This window comes from Variovorax sp. YR266, from assembly GCF_900107295.1.
Lineage (GTDB): Bacteria > Pseudomonadota > Gammaproteobacteria > Burkholderiales > Burkholderiaceae_C > Variovorax.
In genome coordinates this window covers 1-21,373 of record NZ_FNPM01000013.1, presented here as the reverse complement: position 1 = coordinate 21,373, position 21,373 = coordinate 1, and the positions used below count along the sequence as shown (strand labels likewise).

The 21,373-nt window shown below is 62.8% G+C and carries 13 protein-coding genes; 12 read left to right on the top strand and 1 reads right to left on the bottom strand.

Annotation, left to right across the window (positions count from 1 at the left end):
* Positions 1-16 precede the first annotated feature (16 nt).
* The 10 genes from BLW48_RS27375 (at position 17) to BLW48_RS35105 (ending at position 18,179) form a co-directional block, all read left to right on the top strand.
* Entirely contained in the window at positions 17-1,735 is a 1,719-nt protein-coding gene (locus BLW48_RS27375) for a methyl-accepting chemotaxis protein (protein ID WP_093178596.1), read from the top strand.
* Between the two features lie 77 nt (positions 1,736-1,812).
* Positions 1,813-2,337 carry a chemotaxis protein CheW gene (locus tag BLW48_RS27370; RefSeq protein WP_093178595.1) on the top strand — a complete coding sequence of 175 codons (525 nt, stop codon included), beginning with the start codon at positions 1,813-1,815 and terminating at the stop codon, positions 2,335-2,337.
* Between the two features lie 63 nt (positions 2,338-2,400).
* Positions 2,401-4,068: a methyl-accepting chemotaxis protein gene (locus tag BLW48_RS27365; RefSeq protein WP_093178593.1), complete on the top strand. Its 1,668-nt coding sequence runs from the start codon at positions 2,401-2,403 to the stop codon at positions 4,066-4,068.
* A 78-nt stretch (positions 4,069-4,146) separates the two neighbouring features.
* Positions 4,147-6,087, top strand: a complete 1,941-nt coding sequence (locus BLW48_RS27360) for a methyl-accepting chemotaxis protein (RefSeq protein WP_305367592.1) — start codon at positions 4,147-4,149, stop codon at positions 6,085-6,087.
* Positions 6,088-6,090: 3 nt separating this feature from the next.
* Positions 6,091-7,812: a methyl-accepting chemotaxis protein gene (locus tag BLW48_RS27355; RefSeq protein WP_093178590.1), complete on the top strand. Its 1,722-nt coding sequence runs from the start codon at positions 6,091-6,093 to the stop codon at positions 7,810-7,812.
* 19 nt (positions 7,813-7,831) lie between these two features.
* A complete protein-coding gene (locus BLW48_RS27350) occupies positions 7,832-9,547 on the top strand; it encodes a methyl-accepting chemotaxis protein (protein WP_093178589.1) in 1,716 nt (571 codons plus the stop codon).
* A 102-nt stretch (positions 9,548-9,649) separates the two neighbouring features.
* A complete protein-coding gene (gene flgK / locus BLW48_RS27345; protein ID WP_093178587.1) occupies positions 9,650-11,614 on the top strand; it encodes a flagellar hook-associated protein FlgK in 1,965 nt (654 codons plus the stop codon).
* Positions 11,615-11,652: 38 nt separating this feature from the next.
* A complete protein-coding gene (gene flgL, locus BLW48_RS27340) occupies positions 11,653-12,864 on the top strand; it encodes a flagellar hook-associated protein FlgL (protein WP_093077303.1) in 1,212 nt (403 codons plus the stop codon).
* 369 nt (positions 12,865-13,233) lie between these two features.
* Complete coding sequence (locus BLW48_RS27335; protein ID WP_093178586.1) at positions 13,234-17,838, top strand: RHS repeat-associated core domain-containing protein; 4,605 nt, start codon at positions 13,234-13,236, stop codon at positions 17,836-17,838.
* An 8-nt stretch (positions 17,839-17,846) separates the two neighbouring features.
* Positions 17,847-18,179, top strand: a complete 333-nt coding sequence (locus BLW48_RS35105) for a hypothetical protein (protein WP_143047793.1) — start codon at positions 17,847-17,849, stop codon at positions 18,177-18,179.
* 43 nt (positions 18,180-18,222) lie between these two features.
* Here BLW48_RS35105 and BLW48_RS27325 read toward each other — a convergent pair whose 3' ends face one another.
* Complete coding sequence (locus BLW48_RS27325; RefSeq protein ID WP_093178582.1) at positions 18,223-18,402, bottom strand: hypothetical protein; 180 nt, start codon at positions 18,400-18,402, stop codon at positions 18,223-18,225.
* Between the two features lie 418 nt (positions 18,403-18,820).
* On the opposite strand from BLW48_RS27325, the gene BLW48_RS27320 reads away from it, so the two are divergent.
* Both BLW48_RS27320 and BLW48_RS35100 read left to right on the top strand, forming a co-directional pair.
* Positions 18,821-19,195, top strand: a complete 375-nt coding sequence (locus BLW48_RS27320; RefSeq protein WP_093178580.1) for a hypothetical protein — start codon at positions 18,821-18,823, stop codon at positions 19,193-19,195.
* 201 nt (positions 19,196-19,396) lie between these two features.
* Positions 19,397-21,373 (top strand): DUF6531 domain-containing protein (locus BLW48_RS35100; RefSeq protein ID WP_177142424.1); only part of this gene is annotated, 1,977 nt, incomplete at its 3' end.

Here is a 21,373-nt window from a genome sequence, read left to right as displayed (position 1 = left end):
ACAAGCTCTCCACCCCATGAACTCATTCATCAATCTCAAGATCGGTACCCGTCTCGGCGCGGGCTTTGCCACCGTGCTCCTGCTGCTGGCCGGCATTGCCGGCCTCGGCCTCAGCGCCATGTCGAACATCCAGTTGCGGCTGGACGGCATCGTCAACGGCAACAACGTCAAGGTGGCCTCGGTCAACAAGATGCTGGACGCGGTCCGCGACATCGCCATCCTCGACGGCAACCTGATCCTGCTGACCGACACCGACGCCATGCGCGAAGAGTCGAAGAAGGTTGCCGCCGCGCGCGACCGCTTCACCGAAAACCGCGCCGTGCTGGCGAAGCTGCTGGCCACTTCCGATGGCAAGGCGCTGCTCGCGCGCATCGACGAGAAGGTGGCCGTGCTCGTGCCGCTGAGCGCTCAACTGTCCGAATTCGCGTTGCAGAACAGGAACGACGAGGCAACTGCAATCTTCATCTCGAAGTTCCAGCCGGCCACGCGGGCGCTGCTCGAGGAGCTCGACGCCATGAGCCAACGCCAGGGCAAGCTGTCGCAGGAGGCCGAGGAAGAGGCCCACGCCGGCTACGTATGGTCGCGCAACCTGATGCTGGCACTGGGCGCCCTCGCGGTCCTGCTTGGCGCGGCCATTGCATGGCTCATCACGCGCTCGATCACCCGGCCCATCGGCGAGGCCGTGCAGGTGGCCGAGAAGGTGGCGGCGGGCGACATCAGCTCGCGCATCGAGGTGCAGTCGAAGGACGAGACTGGCCGGCTGATGCTCGCGCTCAAGGAAATGAACGAGAGCTTGGTGAAGATCGTCAGTGAAGTGCGCACGGGCACCGAGACGATTGCAACGGCTTCGAACCAGATCGCCTCGGGCAATCAGGACTTGTCTTCGCGCACTGAAGAGCAGGCGAGTTCGCTGGAGCAGACGGCAGCCTCGATGGAAGAGCTGACCTCGACGGTGAAGCAGAACGCCGACAACGCGCGGCAGGCGAACCAGCTTGCGGTCTCGGCTTCGGAAGTGGCTGTGAAGGGCGGCAGCGTCGTCTCCCAAGTGGTCGACACCATGGGCTCGATCAATACGTCGTCGAAAAAGATCGTCGACATCATCGGCGTGATCGACGGCATCGCTTTCCAGACGAACATCCTCGCACTCAACGCCGCAGTCGAAGCTGCCCGCGCGGGCGAGCAAGGTAGGGGCTTTGCGGTGGTGGCTTCAGAAGTTCGCAGCCTCGCGCAGCGCTCGGCAGCCGCCGCCAAGGAAATCAAGACGCTCATCGGCGACTCGGTCGAGAAGGTCGAAGAGGGCAGCAAGCAGGTTGCAGAAGCCGGCCGCACGATGGACGAAATCGTCGGCAGCGTGAAGCGCGTGACGGACATCATGGGCGAGATCACTGCCGCAAGTCAGGAACAAACCTCCGGTATCGAGCAGATCAACCAGGCCATCACGCAGATGGACCAGGTCACGCAGCAGAACGCCGCACTGGTTGAAGAAGCTTCGGCCGCAGCCCAGTCGCTGCAGGAACAAGCCAGCAGCCTCGTGCGCGCTGTGAGCGTCTTCAAGCTCGACGTCAACGCCGTCGCCACCGCGCGGCCCAGCTTCACGCGCATCACGCCGATTCCGAAGCCAGCCAAGCCCGCACCGAAGCGCCCCGCCAAGGCCTTGCCCACCCGACGGGAGCCTTCTGGCGCTCCGCAGCTCGCCATGGCCGGCAACGCCAAGGGCGACTGGACCGAGTTTTGAGAAAAAAGGACTCAAGTTCAGCGATCCGATGCCGATAACAGGATGAACCCGTTCCCTGTTATCGAAGGAAGAGAGCAATGAGTCTGAACAAGGCAAGAGATCCACTGCAGAAAGCCGCCTCGGCTTCGCCAGCGTCCACCGGCGTAAACCGCCTGGAGGTCGTGACCTTCAAGCTGGGCGAAGAGGAGTACGGCATAGACATCCAGAAGGTGCAGGAGCTGCGCGGCTACGACGCGGTGACGCGCATAGCGAACGCGCCGGAGTACATCAAGGGTGTGGTGAACCTGCGCGGGATCATCGTTCCGATCATCGACATGCGCATCAAGTTCAAGCTGGGCGACCCGACGTACGACCAGTTCACGGTGGTGATCGTGCTGAACATCGCAGGGCGCGTGGTGGGCATGGTGGTGGACAGCGTGTCGGACGTGATCACGCTGACGGGCGAGCAGATCAAGCCTGCACCGGAGATGGGCTCGGTGCTGGACGCCGACTACCTGATCGGGCTGGGCACGCTGGAAGAGCGGATGCTGATCCTGGTGGATATCGACCGCTTGATGTCCAGCGAAGAAATGGGGCTCGTCGAAGCCGCCGCCACTGCCTGACACCGGTGCCATGGCCGCATGGCCAGGCTCGGCTCCACATCTTCACCTTTCAAGGCCTGCACCATGAAATTTCTCTCGAACCTCCGCATCGGCAACCGGCTGGCCATGGCTTTCGCCATCGTGCTGGGCTTGACCGTGATCTCGACCGCCATCGCCCTGGTTTCCTCGCGCAACAACGCGGAAGCCACCCGGGTCATGATGCAGAGCCCGCTCGCGAAGGAGCGGCTCATCTCCGACTGGTACGTGCTTACCTACTCGGCCATCGCCCGCACCTCGATGATCGCGCGCACGACCGACGAGACCCTGCCGGTCGTTTTTGCCGACGTGATCTCCGACAGCGTGAAGAAGGGCAGCGAGACCATTGCCAAGGTCGAGAAACTGCTGGTGACGGAGGAGGAGAAGGCCGTCCTGAAGTCCATTCTCGATTTGCGCGCGAAGTACCAGACTGCCAAGGACGACGTGGGCAAGGCCAAGGCCAGCGGCAATGCGGTGGACACTGCGCGCGCCTTCAAGGAGTCGTTCCAGCCGGCCGCCAAGGCCTATGAAACCCGCGTGCTCGACCTGCTGTCGATGGAGCGCCAGGCCATCGACGACATGAGCCAGGCCATCGACGCGGCGAACACGCGCAGCTTCAACCTGCAGCTGCTGCTGACGGTGCTGACGGTGGTCAGCGGCGGCATCTTCGCGTTCTTCATCTCGCGCAGCATCGTGCGCCCGCTGGCGCAAGCCGTGCAGGTGGCCGAGACGGTCGCTGCCGGCGACCTGAGCATGCACATCGAAGTGGAAAGCCGCGACGAAGCAGGGCAGCTGATGCAGGCGCTGAAGAACATGAACGCCAACCTGGCGAAGGTGGTGGGCGAAGTGCGCACGGGCACGGAGACGATCGCCACTGCTTCGGGGCAGATTGCTTCGGGCAATCAGGATCTGTCTTCGCGTACCGAAGAGCAGGCGAGTTCGCTGGAGCAGACGGCTGCTTCGATGGAAGAGCTGACCAGCACCGTCAAGCAGAACGCGGACAACGCGCGTCAAGCCAACCAGCTGGCTGTGTCTGCCTCTGAAGTTGCGGTGAAGGGCGGCAGTGTCGTATCGCAAGTGGTCGACACCATGGGCTCGATCAATGCATCGTCCAAGAAGATCGTCGACATCATCGGCGTGATCGACGGCATTGCTTTCCAGACCAACATCCTGGCGCTGAATGCAGCGGTCGAAGCTGCCCGCGCAGGTGAGCAAGGCCGAGGCTTTGCCGTAGTGGCTTCAGAAGTTCGCAGCCTGGCTCAACGTTCCGCTGCAGCAGCCAAAGAGATCAAGACGCTGATTGGTGACTCGGTGGAGAAGGTCGAAGAGGGCAGCAAGCAGGTGGAAGAAGCTGGCCGCACGATGGACGAAATCGTCGGCAGCGTGAAGCGCGTGACGGACATCATGGGCGAGATCACCGCTGCCAGCCAGGAACAAACGTCGGGCATCGAACAGATCAACCAGGCCATCACGCAGATGGATCAGGTCACGCAGCAGAACGCAGCGCTGGTCGAAGAAGCTTCGGCCGCAGCTCAATCGCTGCAAGAGCAGGCCGGCGCCCTTGTGCAGGCCGTCAGCATCTTCAAGCTCGACGAAGGCCGCCAAGCCGCGCCTCGCGCGCAGGCCAGAACTCAGCCGGCCAAGCGCGTCGGGTCGCCCTTGCCCACGACACCGCAGCTTGCGGTGGCCGGTGCCGGTGACTGGCGCGAGTTCTGAACCATAGGGCTTTCTGTAGTTATGAAAACCGCGAACCCCGCGAGGCGCGATCCCGCCTTCGTCTCCCTGGCTCGCACCATGACCCTCGGCGCCGTCGCAGGCATGCTCCTGGTGGTGACGCTGGTGCTGGCAGTCTTCTACGCGCTGGCTTCCTCGCAGCAGCAGCGCAGTGCCGCGCAGTATGCCAATGCCAAGGCGGAAGCCATCGCCCGCTCGCTGGACATCTTCGACCAGACCATGCGCCTCACGGCGGAGAACGCCTTCGGCGTCTTCCGCCGCCAGTTCGCGTCCAGCTTCGTTCTCGACGGAGCCGCGCAGGGAGCGCTGAGCAGTGACGGCACGCCCATCGACGCCAAGCGCATCGCGGAGGTGGATGCCTTCGCGCGCGATTTCCCCGGCGCCAATGCCACGGTGTTCGTAGCGCAAGGCGAAGATTTCCGCCGCGTCACCACCTCGGTGAAGAAGGAAAGCGGCGAACGCGCCGTCGGCACGCTGCTCGATCGCAAGAGCGGCGCCTATCCGGTGCTGCGCGAGGGCAAGCGGTTCGTGGGGCGCGTCATGCTGTTCGGGCGCCCCTACATGACGGTCTACGAGCCGGTGCGCGATGCGGCTGGCCGCGTCGTCGCGGTGCTCTACATCGGGCTGGACATTTCCCAGCAGCAGGCTTCCTTCGGCGAAGCCGTGGGCAAGACGCGGATCTTCGAGACCGGCGGGCTCTACATCGTCAACCCCAGCGGCGGTGCCGATGCGGCGACGCTGGTCTTTCATCCGACGGCGGCCGGCAAGAAGCTGAGCGAGCTTCTGCCTGGTGACGAGTCGGCCGCCTGGCTGTCGCGGGTCGCGGCGCCTGACGCCATGTGGATCGACGACGCGCGGGCGGTGCTTGCATCCGCAGCGAACGGGCAGCGGCGCTATGCCTCTGTGGCCAGGAGCGAAGCGACGGGCTGGCTGGTGGTGGCCGAGCTTCCCGCTTCGGAGGTGCTCGCCGGGCTCTATCGCCAGATGGCCTGGATCGGCGCCTGCATTGCGCTGGCGGCCCTCGTGTTGGGGGCGGCGCTGATCGTCTTCATCCGTCGCACCGTGCGGCCACTGAGCGTTCTGAGCGAGCATGTGCAGGCTCTCGGCCAGGGCGACCTGTCGCAGCGATTGGACTCGGCCCGCCGTGACGAGATGGGCGTGATCACCCGCGCCGTGGAAAGCATGCGCGAGGGCCTGGCCGGCGTTGTGGGCGGCGTGCGCGAGGGCACCGATGCCATCGCCACCGCCTCGGGCCAGATCTCGGCGGGCAACCAGGACCTTTCGACGCGCACGGAGGAACAGGCGAGCTCGCTGCAGCAGACCGCTGCATCGATGGAAGAGCTCACCAGCACCGTCAAGCAGAACGCCGACAACGCGCGGCAGGCCAACCAGCTGGCGCTGTCGGCTTCGGAGGTGGCGCTCAAGGGCGGCGATGTGGTCAGCCAGGTGGTGGACACCATGGCCTCGATCCATGCCTCGTCGAAGAAGATCGTGGACATCACCGGCGTGATCGACGGCATCGCCTTCCAGACCAACATCCTGGCGCTCAACGCCGCGGTGGAAGCAGCGCGCGCAGGCGAGCAGGGCAGGGGCTTCGCCGTGGTGGCTGCCGAAGTGCGCAACCTCGCGCAGCGCTCGGCAGCAGCGGCCAAGGAAATCAAGGGCCTGATCGATGACTCGGTAGGCAAGGTCGATGCGGGCACCGCCCTGGTGGGCGAAGCCGGAAGGACCATGGAAGAGATCGTGGGCAGCGTGAAGCGGGTGACCGACATCATCGGTGAGATCAGCGCCGCGAGCCACGAGCAGACCTCGGGCATCGAACAGATCAACCAGGCCATCACGCAGATGGACCAGGTCACGCAGCAGAACGCGGCACTGGTCGAGGAAGCCTCGGCCGCAGCCCAGTCGCTGCAGGAACAGGCCGGCAGTCTCGTGCAGGCCGTCAGCATCTTCAAGCTCGGCGAAGGCCGGCAACACACGGTATTGGCCTTCTCGGCCTGAAAAATGATCAAGTCTTTCTACAACCTCAAGATCGCGACCAAGCTGCTTGCGTCGTTCATTGCCGTCCTCGTGCTGACGGCCTGCCTCGGTGTGATTTCGGTGATGCAGCTCGGCAAGGTTCACGAGATGTCCACGGACCTCTCGACCAACTGGCTGCCCGCCACGCGCTCGCTGCTGGAGCTGAAGACTTTGGTGGCGAGCTACCGCGCGCAGGAGACGGAGCATGCCTTGTTGGGTTCGTTCACCGAAATGACTGCGCATGAGAAGACGATGGACGAGTCGTGGGCGGTGCTGCAGAAGAAGCGCGCCGAATATGCGACGCTCATCTCGGAGCCCGAGGAGCGCGAGCTCTATCCGGTGTTCGAGAAGCTGCTGGCGCAATACGCGCTCGAGCACAACAAGATCGTCGCCATCTCCAATACGCAGGACATCGACCAGGCGGCCAATCTGATTCGCGGAAAGTCGCAGACTTTGAGCCGCGAGATGAACGCGACGCTGGACAAGCTGACGCAGGTGAACCTGGCGGGCGCCCTTCGCGCGGGCCAGACGGCCGACGCGGTGCACGGGCGAGCCAGGCTCTGGGTGCTGGGCCTGCTGCTGGGCAGCATGGCGCTCGGCCTGGGGCTGGCGCTGTGGATTGCACGCATCGTCGCGCGGCCGCTGGCGGAAGCCGTAAAGGTGGCGCAGTCGGTGGCGGCAGGCGACTTGACCAGCCGCATCGAGGCGCGGACGACGGACGAAACCGGGCAACTGCTGGAGGCCCTGAAGGGCATGAACGACAGCCTGGTGAAGATCGTCAGTGAAGTGCGCACGGGGACCGACACCATTGCCACGGCTTCGAGCCAGATTGCTTCGGGGAATCAGGATCTGTCTTCGCGCACGGAAGAGCAGGCGAGCTCGTTGGAGCAGACGGCTGCCTCGATGGAAGAGCTGACCAGCACCGTCAAGCAGAACGCGGACAACGCGCGGCAGGCGAACCAGCTTGCAGTCTCGGCCTCGGAAGTTGCGGTGAAGGGCGGCAGCGTTGTATCGCAAGTGGTCGACACCATGGGTTCGATCAATGCATCGTCCAAGAAGATCGTCGACATCATCGGTGTGATCGATGGCATTGCGTTCCAGACCAACATCCTCGCGCTGAACGCGGCAGTCGAGGCGGCACGCGCCGGTGAACAGGGCCGTGGCTTTGCAGTGGTGGCCTCGGAAGTTCGCAGCCTGGCTCAACGCTCCGCTGCTGCAGCCAAGGAGATCAAGACCCTGATCGGCGACTCGGTAGAAAAGGTCGAAGAGGGCAGCAAGCAGGTTGCAGAGGCTGGTCGCACGATGGATGAAATCGTCGGCAGTGTCCGCCGCGTGACGGACATCATGGGCGAGATCACTGCCGCGAGCCAGGAGCAGACCTCTGGCATCGAACAGATCAACCAGGCCATCACGCAGATGGACCAGGTCACGCAACAGAACGCAGCGCTGGTCGAAGAAGCTTCGGCCGCAGCCCAGTCGCTGCAGGAGCAGGCTGGCAGCCTCGTGCAGTCCGTCAGCATCTTCAAGCTCGACGCCAACGCCGCGGCCACAACACGCCCCGGATTCACGCGCATCACCCCGATCGCCAAGCCCGTCAAGCCCGAGCCGAAGCGCCCCGCCAAGGCCTTGCCCACCCGCCGCGAACCCGCCGCAGCCCCACAGCTCGCTGTAGCTGGGGATGCGAAGGGCGACTGGACGGAATTCTGAGTCTGCTGGAGGAAATCAAATGAACTTGAAGAACCTGAAAATCGGCACCCGCCTGGGCCTCGGCTTTGCGGTCGTGCTGCTCCTGATGTTGGTCATTGCCGCCACCGGCATGCAGCGCCTTGCGAGCGTGGGCAAGGCCACGGAAGACATGATGCAGAACGCGCTGGTCAAGGAGCGCCTGGCCAACCAGTGGTCCAACCTGCTCGGGCCGGCAATCGTCAATTCGTTCGCGATAGTCAAGGCGACGGACCCCAAGGCGGTCGCCTACTTCGAGAAGGGCCGGGCCGACAAGTCGGCGCTTATCAACCCGGTGCAGAAGAAGCTCGAGGAACTGCTGACCTCTCCGGAAGAGAAGAAGCTGTATGCCGGTGTGGCTGACGCTCGCGGCGTCGTGCTCGCGACCATCGGGAAGATCAACAAGCTCAAGACCGAGGGGAAGAACGAAGAGGCCATGGAAATGGCCGACAACCAGTTCGCGCCCGCACTCACCGTCTACGAGGAGGCCGTGGCCAAGCTCGCGGCGTATCAGCGCGACCGCATCGACGAACTGGCGCAAGACATCGAAGCCAACCATACGACCGGCGAGACCACGTTGATGGTGCTGTCGGGCATTGCGCTGGTGCTGGGGGCACTGTTTGCATGGCGCCTGACACTGGGCATCGTGCGCCCGCTGGGGCATGCGGTGGAAGTGGCCGAGACGGTGGCCGCGGGCGACCTGAGCACGCACATCGAGGTGGAAAGCCGCGATGAGACAGGGCAGCTGATGCACGCGCTGCGAGAGATGAATACGAGCCTGGCGAAGGTGGTGGGCGAGGTGCGCACGGGCACGGAGACGATCGCCACTGCTTCGGGGCAGATTGCTTCGGGCAATCAGGATCTGTCTTCGCGTACCGAAGAGCAGGCGAGTTCGCTGGAGCAGACGGCTGCTTCGATGGAAGAGCTGACCAGCACCGTCAAGCAGAACGCGGACAACGCGCGTCAAGCCAACCAGCTGGCTGTGTCTGCCTCTGAAGTTGCGGTGAAGGGCGGCAGTGTCGTATCGCAAGTGGTCGACACCATGGGCTCGATCAATGCATCGTCCAAGAAGATCGTCGACATCATCGGCGTGATCGACGGCATTGCTTTCCAGACCAACATCCTGGCGCTGAATGCAGCGGTCGAAGCTGCACGTGCAGGTGAACAAGGCCGAGGCTTTGCCGTAGTGGCTTCAGAAGTTCGCAGCCTGGCTCAACGTTCCGCTGCAGCAGCCAAAGAGATCAAGACGCTGATTGGTGACTCGGTGGAGAAGGTCGAAGAGGGCAGCAAGCAGGTGGAAGAGGCTGGCCGCACGATGGACGAGATCGTCGGCAGCGTGCGCCGCGTGACCGACATCATGGGCGAGATCACCGCTGCCAGCCAGGAGCAAACGTCAGGCATCGAACAGATCAACCAGGCCATCACGCAGATGGATCAGGTCACGCAGCAGAACGCCGCACTGGTCGAAGAGGCTTCGGCAGCCGCTCAATCGCTGCAAGAGCAAGCCAGCAGCCTCGTACAGGCGGTGAGCGTCTTCAAGCTCGACGCCAATGCCGTCGCCACCACACGCCCCGGCTTCACGCGAATCACCCCAATCCCGAAGCCCGCCAAGCCAGCGCCGAAGCGCCCCGCCAAGGCCTTGCCCACCCGGCGCGAGCCTTCTGGCGCCCCGCAACTCGTCATGGCCAACGACGCCAAGGGCGACTGGACCGAGTTCTGACCCGATAGGCCCTCAACTTTCGGCCGGCGCTGCCGATATAGACCCAGAGGCATCCAGGCGATGCCACCTCATTTCACACACCTCATCGACAGGTAAAGCCATATGTCCGGAAGTTTGTTCTACACGGGTCTGAGCGGCCTCGGCGTTGCACGCACCGCGCTGATGACCACGGCCCACAACACAGCCAACGTGTACACCGCCGGCTACAGCCGCCAGGTGGCAGAGATCGCCACGGGCAACGCCACTGGCACAGGCTCGGGCTTCATTGGCTCGGGCGCCAACGTCACGACCGTCTCGCGCAGCTACGACCGCTACCTGACGGCGCAGCTCTCTATTGCGCAGTCGGCCTCGGCCGCGCTTGCCACCAACAGCACGCAGATCAACCGCATCGACACCCTGCTGGCCGACAAGACCTCGGGCATCGCGCCGCTGATGCAGAGCTTCTTCACCGGCGTGCAGGGCGTGGCCAACACACCGGCCGACCCGGCTGCGCGCCAGCAGATGATCAGCTCGGCGCAGGCGCTGGCCAGCAAGTTTCGCGCGACCGACCAGTACCTGTCGGACCTGAACTCCTCCGTCAATGAGCAGATCGTTGGCAGCGTGGACCAGATCAACACCTACGCCAGCAAGATCGCCAGCCTCAACCAGCAGATCAGCCAGATCAGCGCCATGGCCGGCGGCCAGCCGCCCAACGACCTGCTCGACCAGCGCGACCAGCTCGTGAGCGAGCTGAGCCAGGTGGTCGACGTGAAGGTGCTGCAGCAGGACAACGGCAAGTACAACGTGTTCATCGCCACCGGCCAGTCTTTGGTGACGGGCGACTACGCCGCCACCATGGCGGCAGTTAACTCCGCCGCCGACCCGTCGCGCAAGGCCGTGGCGCTGCAGGGCTTTGCCGGCAACACGACCGAGCTGTCGGACGGCGTCATCACCGGCGGCACTCTGGGCGGGCTCATGAGCTTTCGGCGCGACACGCTCATTCCCACGCAAAACTCCATCGGCCGGCTCGCCATGTCGGTGGCCGACGCCGTGAACGCGCAGAGCAAGCTGGGCGTGGACCTCAGCGGCGCACTGGGCAAAGACTTTTTCACGCAGTCCGTGCCGGGTGTGCTCTCCAACGCAAAGAACGCGGGCAACCTCGAACTCACCGGCACGCTCTCGAACGCGTCGCAACTCACGACCAGCGACTACAACGTGAGCGTTACCGACGTGGCCGGCACGCTGACCTACTCGGTCACCCGCCTGTCGGACAAGCAGTCGATGGGCTCCTTCACCACCTTCCCCATTACCTTCGACGGCGTGAGCCTCACGGCCGCCAGCGGTACCGCGCAGGCCGGCGACTCGTTTCTGGTGCAGCCCACGCGCACCGGCGCGCGCGACCTCGACGTGCTGACGCTCGACCCCGCCAAGGTGGCCGCGGCATCGCCCATCGTCACCGGCAATACCGTCGGCAACAAGGGCTCCGGTGCGCTGGGCGCGGCCACGGTGGATGCGAGCTACCCCGCAACGCCGCTGGGCGGCACCGTCACGCTGAGCTACGACGCGACCACCGGCAACCTGACCGGCTTTCCGGCCACCTCGGCCGTGACCGTCACGCTGGCCGATGGCACCAGCACCAGCTACGCGGCCGGCACGCCCGTGCCCTACACCGCCGGCGCGAAGATGAGCTTCGACGGCATCACCGTTGCCATGACCGGCGCGCCTGCGCAAGGCGACACCTTCACCATCGGCAAGAACACCGCGGGCGTGTCCGACGGCAGCAACGCGCTGCTGCTGGGCGCACTGCAGCGCAAGACCACCATGGCCAACGGCACGGCAACCTTCAACGGCGCCTACTCGCAGATCGTCAGCGAAGTCGGCAACCGCGCCATGGCAGTGAAGGTGGCAGCCACCACGCAAGACAGCGTTACCAGCCAGATCAAGGCCAGCCAGCAGGCCATCTCGGGCGTGAACCAGGACGAGGAAACCGCCAACCTGCTGATGTTCCAGCAGATGTACCAGGCCAATGCGAAGGTGATCCAGACCGCCTCGACCATCTTCGACACCATCCTCGGCATTGGCAGCTGAGCCAGCTCAACGTCAAGCAGATTCAACAAGGCAAAGCGATGCGCATCAGCACCCAATCCTTCTACGAACAGAACGTACTGGCCATGGGCCAGCAGCAGCAGAAACTGTTCAGGGTCCAGCAGCAGCTGGCGACCAACTCAAAATTTCTCTCGGCAGGCGACGACCCGGTGGGCGCAGCCCGCGCACTCGGCGTCAGCCAGACGCTGTCGGAAATTTCGCAGTACGCCACCAGCCGCCAGCGCGCGTCGCGCTCGCTCTCCACCGAGGAGAACGCGCTCAACTCGGTGACCTCGATCCTGCAGAACATCAAGGCTCTGACCGTGCAGGCCGGCAACGGCACCCTGTCGGACGCCGACCGCGCATCGCTCGCCACCACCATCCAGAGCAGCTACGACCAGCTGGTGGGCATCGCCAACTCCGACGACGGCAACGGCCAGTACCTGTTCGCAGGCTTCAAGAGCGGCTCCCCGCCCTTCGTGGCCACGGCCAGCGGCGGCGTGCAGTACGTCGGCGACCAGGGCCAGCGGCTGATGCAGGTCGACGTGGCGCGCCAGATGTCTACGTCAGACGACGGCCGCAGCGTCTTCCAGTCGGTGCAGGGCGGCGCGGGCTATGTGGCGTCAGGCGCCGCGGGCAACACCGGCACCGGCGTGTTCGGCTCCGTCAGCGTGACCGACGCCACCGCGCCCAACTACGGCAAGGACTTCACCATCACCTTCAGCGCCACCGACTACACGGTGACGACCAAGGACACGCCGCCAGTGGTCGCAGCCACCGGCCCCATCTCGGCGGACACGCCCATCAACTTCGGCGGCGTGCAGATCAAGATCACCGGCACGCCGGCGGCTGGCGACAGCTTTGATGTGTCTACCGCGAAGAATGCCGGCACCGATGTGTTCGCTGCGATCGGCGAACTGGTGAGTGCGCTGCGCACGCCGCTGAGCGGTGGTGGCGCGGCTGCGCAGGCGAAGCTGCAGAACGCGCTGGCCACGGCCAACGTGAAGGTGACGAATGCGCATGACAACGTGCTGACGGTGTTGTCGTCGGTGGGCTCGCGGCAGAGCGAGATCGATGCGCTGGACTCGGGTGGCGGGGACCGCAAGCTGCAGGAAGAGTCTTATCTGTCTTCGATTGAAGACCTGGACCCGTATAGCGCGATTGCGGAGTTTTATCAGCGGCAGTCTTCGTTGCAGGCTACGCAGATGACGTTTGCTAAGTTGAATAGCATTTCGTTGTTCAATTATTTGTAGTGGATGGGGGCGCGGTCAGGCGCGCCTTGCGTTGGTTTGATTGCGGAGTGGTAGATCTGCTCCAACTCCGGGCTCAGTTGTGTGAACTTGGAGGGCACGATCGCATGCCGTTCAACAGTCGCCTACTGACAACAGCTATCTCGGAGCTCTGTGTACTTTCATGCTCAGACTATCAATAACGCTCCTCGTGCAATCGATCCGTTGTTGTTTGCATAAGGCCTTTCGGCTAGCCTGAAACAACTTGTACGGAATGTGCTGCATGGCAGTGTGCGTCACCTGAGGAGTTGATCGCGCCCGTTCAAGAAGGATGCTGACCGTCGTGGTCCACGAGAAGTGGGCTATGGATGTTCAGATGCGTGAACGAAAAGCATGGGGAGTGCGATGAGGATTTGGAATCCGTTGAAGTGGCTTGCGTGGCACATTTCTTCCGCAATGTTGCATCTGAATGATCAACGAACGCGTCTTTTCGTTGACGAGACACCGAGCGTGCAGCGTCTTTGCTCTTGGTTTCTTGGGCGCATCCACCGCTCTCCCTACTTGCAAGCAGCGCTCTTCCTGCTGGTGCCGATGCAAGTGTTTGCCACGATCACTCCAACCATCAAGTACCAGATGTACGCGAATACGGGGAGTGCGTCTACATCTACAGTCGTAATTGGGTCGAGTCCTTTGGATGTTTGTGCGCAAGGGATGGCTTACTTGAATGTGCATGACCCAAGCATCGTCAATGACTACTACTTCGAGATCAACAGCGCGTCGAGCAACACGATATGCCGACTCGACCAGTTCTTTGGCCCCAGCCATGGTTCATTCGCAGGAAAACAATCTGGGAGTTGGCTTGGGAGCATCTCTGCTCTCGCTCCCGTTTGTCCGATCAACAGCGCGCTGAACACTGCTCGAACTGGGTGCAACTGCGACTCAAAAACACAGGAGGACGCAGCTGGCACGTCGTGCCTTATTGCTACACCAGAACCCCCGATGTGCCATCGCCAGGCCGATGGTGCCAACACTCCCACTCCAATTTTCCTCGCAACAGCCGAGAAGTACCGCTCCGAAACCGACTGGTCCGACTCCGGCCCCGGTGCCTTGTCTTTCACGCGGACCTACCGCAGCAATTGGGCGAGTGATTCGACCCGAGTCGGTAATTCACTTGGCCAAGTCTGGTCGCACAACTTCAGCAGCAAGCTGGTCGCCACACCTAGCACAGCCCCCATGGGTGTGGCCATCACCACTGGAGAAGGCTATGTACGGACCTTTGGCAAGACTGCCGGCGCCACCAGCTGGAGCGCCAGCAACAGCGTCGATACGCTGGCGCAACTCGCCTCCAGCGCCTGGAGTTACCACCGCGCTGATGACGACACGACGCAGATCTTCGACGGCTCGGGCAAGCTGCAGACGGAGACAGATCGCAACGGCTGGGTCACTGCGTACACCTACAACGGCGCTGGCCAACTGGCCTCCGTTACGAATGGCTTCGGACGCACCCTCACGCTCGCATACAACGGCGCAGGCCAGTTGACCACCGTCACGACCCCGGATGCACGTGTTATCGCTTACGCCTACGATGGCTCCGGTCACCTGGTCTCGGTCCTGTACCCCGACGGCAAGGGCCGTAATTTCGTCTACGAGAACGCTTCGTTCCCCCAGGCGCTGACCGGCATCTTCGATGAAGCCGGAGTTCGCTGGGGCTCGTTCGCCTACGACAGCACGGGCCGCGCGATCAGCACTCAGCTCGCGGGCTCCGTTGACAGTTATCAAGTCAGCTATCCATCGATAGGTTCTGCAACTGTGGTCGACCCATTGGGCACGAGCCGCAGCTACAACTACGGCACCACGCTGGGCAAGCTCGCCGTCACTGGCGGCTCACTGCCCTCGGGCGAAGGCAAGAGCGATGCCGCCAGTCGCGTGCAGGACGCCAACGGCCTCGTCACCTCCGAGACCGACTTCAAGGGCTTCGTCACCACCACGACCTGGGATGCCGCTCGCCGTCTGCCCACCACCGTGGTCTACGCCTCCGGCACCCCCGATGCACGAACAGTGACCACCCAATGGCATGCGACCTTCGCCTTGCCCGTGCTGGTCACTGAGTCTGGCCGTACCACCGCCTACACCTACGATGCTGTCGGCAATGTCCTGACTCGCACGGTGACCGACACCGCGACCAACAAGGCCCAGCTCTGGCAGTGGACCTACAACACGTCGCAGCTGGTTGATACAGCCACGGAGCCCAACGGTGCTGCATCGAGCTACACCTACGACACCCGGGGCAACGTCCTCACTTCGACCAACACGCTGGGCCACGTCACCAGCTACGCCTACGACACAGCCAATCGTGTCGTGAGCTCGACAGCCCCCAATGGCCTCGTCAGCACCTACACCTACGACTTGCGCGACCGCCTGCTGACCCAATCCGTCGGCGGTCTGACCACCACGCTCACCTACAAGCCCTACGGCACGGTCGAGACAGTCACGTTGCCCGCCGGCCTCGTCCTGACCTACACCTACGACGCAGCCCATCGCCTGACTGGCTGGAGCAACAACCGAGGCGAGAGCGGCACCTACACCCTGGACGGCATGGGCAACCGCACCGCCGAGCAGATCAAGGACAGCGCTGGCCATGTGGCCTGGAGCGTGGCCCGCACGGTCAACAACATCAACCGGTTGTCCTCAAAGACCGAAGGCCCCAATCAGTCCAACACCTTCGGCTACGACGCCAACGGCGAGCTGATCAGTTCGACCAACGGCCTGAACCAGAGCACGAACTACGGCCTGGACAACCTGCGCCGCGTCAAGGCCGTGACCGACGCGGCTAACGCCAGTGCCACCCTCGCGTACAACGCCCTGGATGCGGTGACAGCAGCCAGCGACTTCAAGGGGGTCGTGACCAGCTACACCCGAGACGCCCAGGGCAACGCCACTATTGAGGCCAGCGCCGACACAGGCACCGCCAGCACCCAGTACGACAACCTCGGCCCGCCCAGCCAGATCACCGACGCCCTGGGCCAGGCGACAACGATTACGCGCGATGCATTGGACCGCCCAACTGGCCTGGTCTTCGCCGACGGCAAGACCACCACCCTGCGCTACGACCTCACGGCCAACAGCAAGGGCTATCTGTCCGAGATCGTCGACCGCAGCGGCACCACCGAGTACACCCGCGACGTCTTCGGCCGCGTGACCCTCAAGAAGCAGACCCTGGCCAACGGCAGCGTCCAGCAGGTCAGCTACGGCTACAACCCCAACGGCACGCTGGCGAGCATCGGCTACCCCAACGGCGGCACGCTCAGCCACAGCTACGACGCCACCGGCCGCCTCACGGGCCTGAACTGGAACGGCAACCCGCTGGTCACCGGCATCGCCTGGAACCCGTTGGGCCAGCCCACCGCATGGACCTGGGCCTTCACCACCAGCAGCCCGCAGCTGGCGGCCAGCCGCACCTACGACACCGCAGGCAGGCTGACCGCCACCGAGTTCAGCAGCTACGCCTACGACACAGCCGGGCGCATCACGAGCCTCACGCAGAACCTCTACCAGCCCGGCGACACCGATCCGACGCACAGCACCATCGCCAATGCCAACGTCACCTGGAGCGTGGGCTACAGCGCCGTAGGGCGCATCGTGAGCTTCAACGCCACGGGCAACACGGCCGGCTTCGGCTACGACGCCAACGGCAACCGCAACAGCAGCACCCGGGCTGTCGATGGCACGAGCACCAGCCGCACCTACACGGTGGGATCGACAAGCAACCAGCTCACGGGCTTCAGCCAGACCATCAACGGCGCGAGCAGCACCAGCGTCACCTACGGCTACAACGCCAACGGTGACATGGTGAGCGATGGCCTGCGCAGCTACACCTACGATGCCGAAGGCAGGCTGGCCGCAGCAACGACGGGTGCGACCGATGTCAGCCCGACCACGCGCTATGCGCACAACGCGCTGGGGCAGCGGGTGTTCAAGACCGAGCCGCTGTACCCGCCCAGCCAGGGCGACGAGGCCGACCCGGGCTTCATGCAGAGCCTGATCGCGTTCTTCACGAAGCTGTGGAGCCCGAGCACGACACAGGCGGAGCAACTGGGCTATGCGTACGTCTACGACGAGCAGGGCACGCTGATTGCGGAGGTGGGCAGCGGGGGCACGAACAGTGCGGGGCAGGCCAGCTACATCTACCTGCCGACGGGCAATGGGCCGATGCCGATTGCGGCTGTGATCAATGGCGCCACCTATGCCATCCACAGCGATCACCTGAACACGCCCAGGAAGCTCACGAACGCAGATGGGCAAGTGGTCTGGCAGTGGGGTTACAGCGCGTTTGGAGAAGACAAGCCGACGCTGGCGAGGTACCGGTTCGCCAACACGGAGACGACGCCGAACTCGGGCACGACCGGCATCGCGGAAGTGAAGTTCAACCTGAGGTATCCGGGACAGTATGCGGATGAGGAGTCGGGGCTGTTCTACAACGGGTTCAGAACGTATGACCCGAAAGTTGGTCGCTATACGCAGGGCGACCCCATCGGGCTTGACGGAGGGTGGAATCGGTTTGGGTATGTGGATGCCAATCCGTTGTCGAAAGTTGATCCGCTGGGCCTCAACTCAATGGAGGGCCAAGGGTCTCCGAGGCTACCGCTGACACCGATGCACCCTGATTCGTCACTATCGAAGTCGGGCCTTGATTTTTGGTCTCGCCAGCCAACCGGAGACATCGTAAAGTCGTTGCAACCCGGTCTCCCCGAAAGCTTAAAGGTTGATCCAGCGACCGGAAAAATTTGGGATGGAAATACCCGAATCAAGGTCCTCAACGATCGTGGTTTCGACGTTAATGGCTTGCCGAGAGAAAGCTACCGTCCAGGAGGCATGAGTGGTCTTCGATGCATTCCCATTCTCAGTGCCATCGGCATTGCTTTGGACGCTGCTGAGGCGATCAAGAGAGACATGCAATGCAGCAAGGACCCGTGCAGCTGCGACCCCCGATGCTCCTAGGAGAACACATGAACAACGAAATCAAGCCTCTCTCATTGCGGTTCGCCAGTTTGCCTTCTACGCAAAAGGCCGCTGTGTTGGTTACTGCAGCATTCAACTTGACCATTGAGTTTCGTGGACTACGTGATCTGCAAGATCGCGATGCGCGAAAGATGGGAGATGCTCTCAACGAACTTCAACACAAGTTGCTCTCTCAGGCCCTTTCTGAATCAGTCGGACGAGCAAGATACCCCGATGATGTTCTGTTCGCGATTCTTGATGAAATCGCAGATACGAACGGCGTTCAAGGCTATGCCGCATCTGCACTTGTGAGTGCGATCGAACAGAGCGAAAAGGGGTGAACATCTGACGATGGGCTTTCGCTTCTCATCGTCCGAAAATCTTCTAGATGATCGATGGTCCGAGTAGCCCCGTCAGGAACGGATGGCGCTCGACTAGTTTCTTGCCCTGTGCGAACGCACTGGATTCCTCGACAGTCTGCGCAACGTTGTCGATGCTGTCGATCAGCTGCCGGTGACGGTCGTCCTCGCGCTCCATCTGCAACGTCTGGAGCTTCGAGGTCACATCAACGCTCTGCCTGATGGATTACTCGGCTTTTCATGTGGAGCACTGTCTCACCTTCCACCAGCAATTCGATCAGTGATTTCTCAGTTCGGGCAGAGACAGACTCTCCAACGATCAGAGACATCTGCGCAGGTCGATGTACACGGGGCACCGGCTGATCAAGAGGTCGAACTGACGAACTGTTTACCGCGACTGTTGGATCGGGTGCAGAGCACTCGCCGCGGATGACATCCGCGCAACACATGCCCACAGGTCACGCGGCGATAAATGATTCCAGAAATTTTCAACCCCATATGACTGCCTTGGATAGACGGTAGAACGTCCATCCTCGTTCACAAAGCTCAGCTCGGCCTCACCGCCGAGCTGGGCTTTGTGCCGTCTGGCTCCGCCTGGCGTGTTCTCTCTTCCCTCCAAGGGCATGTCTTTCCCGATCACCTCGCACCTCATGGATCACGACTTCACATCCACCACTTTCGACGATGAGCCATTCCCTCAGCACGAGACGCGTGCAACGTCTGCGAACTTCGCCTGTCCTGCCTGCCAGTCACCGCGAACCATTCCGCGCGACACCGGCAAGAAGGCCGGCGCGGCGATCGGCACCGTCGCCGGCGCAGCTGGTGGTATCTCCGGTGCGCTCTCTGGTGCCGTCACCGGCACCGAGATCGGCATGGCCATGGCCGCTTCTGCTACGACATCCAACGCCGTATCTGAAGGCGATGCTTGGAGCGCCCGATCGTCGCCCTCCGACAACAGCAACCTCTGGACGCTGCGTACTTTCATGTTCAGCTCGTGATCAACTCACCCCGTGCCATCGATCTGTCGTTGTCTGCATGTGGCCTTTCGGCTAATCTGAAACAACTTGTACGGAGTGCGCTGCATGGCGGTGCGCGTCACCCGAGGGGGATTGACCATTCAAGAAATACTGTTCATCACGGCTCGCGAAGATGCCATCAGATGATCAGACACGCAGATGAGAAGCATGGGAGAGTGTGTGATGAGGCTTTGGGGAGCACTGCAAAAGATCAGTGAGTTGATCGCAATTTCGAGGGAGGCGTCAGGTCAACGATATGGATTGCGGACGTCTCGTCTGGCGCTGTCGAAGACCAAAGGCCTTTTGCGCTTGGCCTCCTTCCCGTGGACGTGGCTCGCACGCAAGGCGCTGCTGTCGGCTTTGCCTCAGGCAGTCGCATTTCCTGCATCCGGACGTACCTTCTCCTCAGTGCCTGGCGAGGTTCCGTCCCCGTCCCTTCAAGTTCGCAGCGCTCTTTGGCGTCTGCTTCTTGTTGCGGCCGGTGGCGCAGTCAGGAAATCTCTGGTTCCGCTGGCGCTTTGGTTTGCCAGTGGGGCATCGGCTGCTTTGCCTCCGATGGCATATTGGACGACGCATGACTATCAGGTAGGGATCCGCGCTTCCAGTGCATCTGCGGCCTGTGATGCCTTCGTGGTGTCGTCGAACTTTGTTGGCGTCACGGTGACTTCGCATTCTTTCGGTGTCGATGCGTGGGGCAAGGCGAATCAGTGCATGGTGTACTACACCAATGCTGGCGGCCCGATGTACATGTCGGACACGATTGTTCAGATCATTACTGGGTGTCCTGCATACAGCACCCTGAATAATAAGAATTCTTGCGATTGCAAGGATGGCTACGCAGAAACCCCCGGCCGCACCTCTTGCCAAGCAGCAGCTCCTGAGCCGGCCTCTGGTCCACAAATCTGCGTCCGCCCCCGCCTGCCTGCCGGCGCCTTTGAAGGCAATCCGATTTTCCCTGCCTCCGGCGAAAAATTCCGCGCCGAAACCGACTGGTCTGACTTTGGCCCCGACGCCCTGTCGTTCGTGCGCACTTACCGCAGTACATGGGCTGGTGGCACGGCGGGGCCGGCATCGGGCCTGGGGCAAGTCTGGAGTCATAACTACAACACCGGTCTGACTGCCTCGCTTGGCACCGACCCACCGGCGATCACTATCAGCCTACCCGCAGGCTATTTGCGGAGCTTCACACGCGCCGATGCCAACTCTGCCTGGACCCCCGCCAAAGGTAACAGCGCCGACACCCTGGCCCAGCTTGGCGGCGTCTGGGTCTGGCATCGCGCCGACGACGACAGTACTTACAGCTTCACCGCTGACGGCAAGCTGCAAACGGTGGTCGACCGCAACGGTCGGGCCACGACTTACGCTTACAACAACGATGGACGCCTGATCAGCGTTACCAACGCCTTCGGCCGTACTTTGGCCTTTGCCTATGCCAACGGTAGCCTCGCCACCGTCACCACTCCGGATGGCCGCGTTTTGGGCTACAGCTACGACGCCTCGGGGCGCCTGTCTTCGGTGCTGCATCCAGACGGCAAAAGCCGCACGTTCCTCTACAGGAATGCTACCTATGCACAGGCCCTGACGGACATCATCGACGAAGCCGGCGTGCTCTGGGGGTCCTTCGGCTACGACGACCAGGGGCGTGCCGTCAGCACCCAACTGGCTGGCGGAGTGGACTCCTACTGGGTGTTCTACCCGTCCACCGCGGGTTCGGCCACCGTACAAGACCCTCGGGGAACCACCCGCACCTACCGCTACAGCACCACCGTCGGCAAGCTGGCCGTGATCTCGGGGTCACTGCCCTCTGGCGAAGGCGAGGCAGACGCCGCCAGTCGCGTGCAAGACACCAACGGGCTAATCACTTCGGAGACTGACTTCAATGGCGTGATGACCAACACGACGTGGGACGTTGCCCGACGCCTGCCGACCACCGCGGTCTACGCCTCTGGCACTCCCGACGAGCGTACGGTAACGACGCAATGGCATGCGACCTTCTCGCTACCCGTGCTGGTGACGGAGCCCGGCCGCACCACTGCCTACACCTACGACGCCCTCGGCAATATGTTGTCGAAGATGGTGACCGACACCGCGACCAACAAGGCCCAACTCTGGCAGTGGACCTACAACTCTTCGCAGTTGGTCGATACCGCCACCGATCCC

Excerpts from the sequence above, each read along its gene's own strand:
- BLW48_RS27375 (WP_093178596.1), top strand. The coding sequence starts at position 17 with ATGAACTCATTCATCAATCTCAAGATCGGTACCCGTCTCGGCGCGGGC.
- BLW48_RS27370 (WP_093178595.1), top strand. The coding sequence starts at position 1,813 with ATGAGTCTGAACAAGGCAAGAGATCCACTGCAGAAAGCCGCCTCGGCT.
- BLW48_RS27365 (WP_093178593.1), top strand. The coding sequence starts at position 2,401 with ATGAAATTTCTCTCGAACCTCCGCATCGGCAACCGGCTGGCCATGGCT.
- BLW48_RS27360 (WP_305367592.1), top strand. The coding sequence starts at position 4,147 with ATGACCCTCGGCGCCGTCGCAGGCATGCTCCTGGTGGTGACGCTGGTG.
- BLW48_RS27355 (WP_093178590.1), top strand. The coding sequence starts at position 6,091 with ATGATCAAGTCTTTCTACAACCTCAAGATCGCGACCAAGCTGCTTGCG.
- BLW48_RS27350 (WP_093178589.1), top strand. The coding sequence starts at position 7,832 with ATGAACTTGAAGAACCTGAAAATCGGCACCCGCCTGGGCCTCGGCTTT.
- flgK (WP_093178587.1), top strand. The coding sequence starts at position 9,650 with ATGTCCGGAAGTTTGTTCTACACGGGTCTGAGCGGCCTCGGCGTTGCA.
- flgL (WP_093077303.1), top strand. The coding sequence starts at position 11,653 with ATGCGCATCAGCACCCAATCCTTCTACGAACAGAACGTACTGGCCATG.
- BLW48_RS27335 (WP_093178586.1), top strand. The coding sequence starts at position 13,234 with ATGGGGAGTGCGATGAGGATTTGGAATCCGTTGAAGTGGCTTGCGTGG.
- BLW48_RS35105 (WP_143047793.1), top strand. The coding sequence starts at position 17,847 with ATGAACAACGAAATCAAGCCTCTCTCATTGCGGTTCGCCAGTTTGCCT.
- BLW48_RS27320 (WP_093178580.1), top strand. The coding sequence starts at position 18,821 with ATGTCTTTCCCGATCACCTCGCACCTCATGGATCACGACTTCACATCC.